This is a genomic window from Rheinheimera pleomorphica (assembly GCF_011634895.1).
Classification (GTDB): domain Bacteria; phylum Pseudomonadota; class Gammaproteobacteria; order Enterobacterales; family Alteromonadaceae; genus Alishewanella; species Alishewanella pleomorphica.
Genome location: NZ_SIRR01000010.1, coordinates 1 through 4,378 on the forward strand (window position 1 = coordinate 1; position 4,378 = coordinate 4,378).

At 49.7% G+C, this 4,378-nt stretch carries 2 protein-coding genes and 2 pseudogenes; all 4 read left to right on the top strand.

The window, feature by feature from the left end; translation table 11 throughout:
* Positions 1-183, top strand: a pseudogene (locus tag EYB30_RS13150) (Vi polysaccharide biosynthesis UDP-N-acetylglucosamine C-6 dehydrogenase TviB); the annotation flags it as partial.
* A gap of 311 nt (positions 184-494) precedes the next feature.
* Positions 495-3,245, top strand: coding sequence for an SLBB domain-containing protein (locus tag EYB30_RS13155; protein ID WP_241698040.1), 2,751 nt, complete (start codon positions 495-497; stop codon positions 3,243-3,245).
* Between the two features lie 46 nt (positions 3,246-3,291).
* Complete coding sequence (locus EYB30_RS13160; RefSeq protein WP_166839377.1) at positions 3,292-4,245, top strand: Wzz/FepE/Etk N-terminal domain-containing protein; 954 nt, start codon at positions 3,292-3,294, stop codon at positions 4,243-4,245.
* Positions 4,242-4,378: pseudogene (locus EYB30_RS13165) on the top strand (Vi polysaccharide biosynthesis UDP-N-acetylglucosamine C-6 dehydrogenase TviB); the annotation flags it as partial. The gene EYB30_RS13160 and the pseudogene EYB30_RS13165, both read left to right, overlap by 4 nt.

Sequence of the window (4,378 nt, forward strand, 5' to 3'; positions counted from 1 at the left end):
TACGGCATAACGCCGCTGAGCACGCCAGAGCAGGGCGCTTATGATGCGGTTATCCTGGCGGTGGGGCATCAGCAATTCCGCGCCATGGGTGCTGCCGGTATCCGCGCACTAACCAAGCGCGACAGCGTAGTGTACGACTTAAAGTACGTGCTTAACAGCGACGACGCTGATTTACGCTTGTAACCACAAAAATGGGGGCAGAGCTCTCTGACCCCATTTTGCCGATCACATTTTGCGGGGTATCGATGTGGCTAAAAAAGATACAAACGCTGCCTGTATTGTTACAGACACGGAATAACATTCGATTAATCTGCAAAAAAACGGTAATATTTTGCGGTTTTGTAGCTACGCCGCAGTTATCGCTGTTAGTACAACGGCGGGATGCTATACGGGTTTTTACTATCGGGCATTAGGTTGCAGTAACCTAATGCCGTTAGCATGCCAGAAAAACTGCATTAAGCCGTCAGGATAAATAACAACACTGGAGTTTACGGGTGCTTAAATTTGTAAAATGTCTCTTCCTTGCCCTCATCGTGGCTTTGCCCCAGGCAGAGGCGCTGGCACAGGCTATTTCACCGGCCATGCTGGAGCAATTCAGGCTGTTACCGCGTGCTGAACAAGAGCGTTTAGCGAGACAATACGGTATTGACCCTGCCACTTTGCAGCAAAGTAGCACCGGTACAGGCACATTGGTAGATAAAAACAGCACCGTACAACCCCTTAACCAGCCACGGCTGGAAGCCGAGTTAGCAGCACAGCAAATCCAGGCAGAAAAGATTAAAGCCGGCGAGCCACAGCGTTTTGGTCTGAATTTATTCGATGCCAGTATCAGCACCTTTGCGCCGGTATCGGTGATGCCGGTACCTGACAATTATATTCTGGGTGTCGACGATCAACTTACCTTGCAGCTGTTTGGTAAGCAAAACAGTGAATTAATATTAACGGTAAGCCGTGATGGCACGGTGTTTATTGCCGATGTTGGCCCTGTTACGGTGGCGGGGCTGGGTTTTAGCCAAGCCAGAGACCTTATTGTCTCTAAAGTGCGCCAGGCCATGATTGGTGTTGATGCCGCGGTTAGCATGGGAGCTTTGCGCACCATTAATATTTTTGTTGTCGGCGAAGCCAAATTCCCCGGCGCCTATGCTGTGTCAGCTCTTACCTCTGTTACTCAGGCACTGTTTGTTGCCGGCGGCGTATCGGATATCGGCAGTCTGCGTAATATCAGCGTAAAACGTGGCGGTAAAACGGTCAGTCAGTTTGATTTATATGATTTGCTACTCAGGGGTGATAACCGTAACGATATTCATCTGCAACATGGCGACGTCGTGTTTATCGCCCCAGTGATGGCGATGGCAGAAGTAAAAGGCGAAGTTAAGCGGCCAGCTTTGTATGAGTTACAAGCCAATGACACCCTGGCTAGCCTGCTGAATATGGCTGGCGGCACCAGTGCCGGTGCTTACCCGCGTGCTGCGGTGCTGGAGCGTTTTGATAACAATTTACGCAGCCTGCAAAACCTTGATTTAACCCGGAAGTCGGTACAGCAGCTGCCGGCAAAAAATGGTGATGTGTTACGTATCGCTGCAACCTCAGATCAGATTGCGAACCAAATCGTTGTTGCCGGCGCTGTGGCGCGGCCGGGGTTTTATGCCTGGCAGCAAAATAGCCGTTTTACCGATCTTATTCGTCATCATTGGTCTGATTTACTGCCCACTGCTGATCTAAATTATGCGCTAATTGTCCGGGAAAACACTCCCGGCACTATCAGCGAGCTACTGCACTTTAGCCCGGCGCGTGCGCTGGCGCAGCCTGGTGGTTCAGATGATCTGGTGCTGGCACCGCGTGATAAAATCCTGTTGTTCCATTATGCCGATCAGACATTTGACCGTAGCAAACTGAATAAATATTTGCGCGATACTATCCTGACCAAAATAGATGATAACCAGGACCAGCAGTGGTTGATGCGTGATTTGTCTGCTGGCGCACTGGAAAAAGTACTGACTACTGAGTTGCCACCGTCATTAGTTGCAGAGCCTGAGGCAACAGAAAAAGCCGCAGCGACTAAAACCAGTTTAACCAAGCAACAGCAGGATGACCTGCTGTTAGATGAGCTCAAAGCATTATATAGCGATATTTTCACCAGTAACGATAAGCTGCAATTAAGCCCGCAACTTAGCCGCACGGAGTTGTTATATCCGGTGCTACGGCAAGTGAAGCTGCAAAGCCGGGTGGACAATAATCTGGCGCTGGTTTCGGTGACCGGTGCTGTGCGTGTGCCCGGAGAGTATCCGCTAACCACAGGGGCAAAAGTTGTCGACTTGCTCAACGCTGCAGGCGGACTGAATGATGCCACTTATATCAGCCGGGCCGAGCTTAGCCGCACTGTTCGCCATAACTCCCAGAGTAATGGCATAGAAGTAAAGCATATTAATCTTAATCTGCAGCAGGCGTTAAACGGCAGTGATGACAATATCGCGCTGCATAACCGTGACCGCTTAAATGTGTTTAGCACACCGGGCTGGGAAGATAAGCGTGAAGTCGTGATCGAGGGCGAAGTGAGATTCCCTGGCACCTATATTATTCAGCAGGGCGAAACCTTGTCACAGTTGATTGCCCGTGCCGGCGGCGTAACAGACAGCGCTTTCGTGTTTGGTGCCGTATTTACCCGTGAGCAAGTTAAAGAAAAAGAAATTATGCAGTATGCCAAGCTGGTAGAACAGCTAAAGTCGGATGTTGCCACCCGGGCGTTATCTGCTGAACGCTCTAATGTGTCTCCGGCAGATGCGATGAAAATGATCCAGGAATTGGAAAAGCTGCAACCAATGGGACGCTTAGTGGTTGACCTGGCCCAGGTGATGGCATCTAACCCGGCCTACGATCTGACAGTAGAACACGGTGACCGGTTATTTGTGCCGCGTACCAACCGGGCTATAACAGTGTTGGGCGAAGTACAGCACGCAGGCACACACAGGTTCGATGACAGTTTGACGTTACCACAATACCTACAGTTAGCCGGCGGCTTACGTAAGCGTGCAGATGACGAGCGCACCTATGTTATTCGCGCTGACGGTTCAGTAATGGTGCCCACCAGCAGTTGGTTTAGTGTATCGCGCAGCCAGTTAAAACCGGGCGACACTATTATTGTGCCGCTGGATACCGAATACAAAGACAATTTGAGCCTGTGGTCGCAGGTTACGCAAATTTTCTATCAAACGGCCATTACGATAGCCGCGCTGAATTCATTTTAAGTGCTGAGTGTGTGCCTGGTTTGAGTAAGAGTTAACAAGGAATACTATGTCTGACCATCTAAACCGGCCGCAATATGCTGCGGCCGATGACGAAATCGACCTGCGCGAGCTGTTTTCTGTTATCTGGCGTGGCAAGTGGGTCGTTATCATCACTACTGTTATTTTTGCGGTAACGGCGGTGATATACGCCTTGAGTTTGCCAAACATTTATAAAAGTGAAGCCTTGCTGGCACCTGCATCTGAGCAGGCCGGGGCGGGCTTGTCCGGTCAGTTGGGTGGTTTGGCAGCACTAGCGGGAGTAAATCTTGCCAGCGCGGGCGGGGTTGATGACACCGTACTGGCAATCGAGATCTTAAGCTCACGCGAGTTTCTTGCGAAGTTTGTTGATAAATATCAGCTTCTACCAGATTTGATCGCGGCGAAGAACTGGAACCAACAGGATAATAGCCTGACGTACGATACGGATATCTACCTGGCAGACAACAAAAAATGGGTGCGTGAGCCCAAAGATGGTCGCGGCGCTAAGCCAAGCTTGCAAGAAGCCTATGAAGTGTTTAGTGAAATTATGCTGATAGAGCAAGATCCGTCAACGTCGATGATTAGATTAAGCGTTGAGCATTTGTCACCTCATATTGCAGCGCAGTGGGTGCGCTGGTTAATTGCCGAGATAAACAGCGAAATGAAACGCCGCGATATCAGCGAAGCGCAAAGCAGCATTGCCTATCTGGAGCAACAAATCGGCAACACTCAGCTATCTGAAGTGAAGACTGCTTTGTTTGGCCTTATCGAAGAGCAAACCAAAAAATTAATGTTGGCCAATGTGCGAGATGAGTACATTTTTAAGACTATTGACAGTGCTATAGCACCGGAGCAAAAAGCCAGGCCAGGGCGGGTGGTAATCGTTATCGTTGTGACCTTCTTAGGCGGTTTTATTGCCGTTTTTGCAGTGATATTGCGGCATTATATTCGGCACAGTCAAAAGAGTAACAAAGTAATATGAAGTTAGATTTAGCAAAGGCCAATATCGCCATTATCGGGCTGGGCTATGTCGGCCTGCCGCTGGCGGTCGAGTTTGGCAAGCATTACCCGACGTTGGGGTTTGACATCAACCAAGCGCGGATAAAAGAGCTAAA

Coding starts and splice junctions, on each gene's coding strand:
- EYB30_RS13160 (WP_166839377.1), top strand. CDS start 3,292: ATGTCTGACCATCTAAACCGGCCGCAATATGCTGCGGCCGATGACGAA.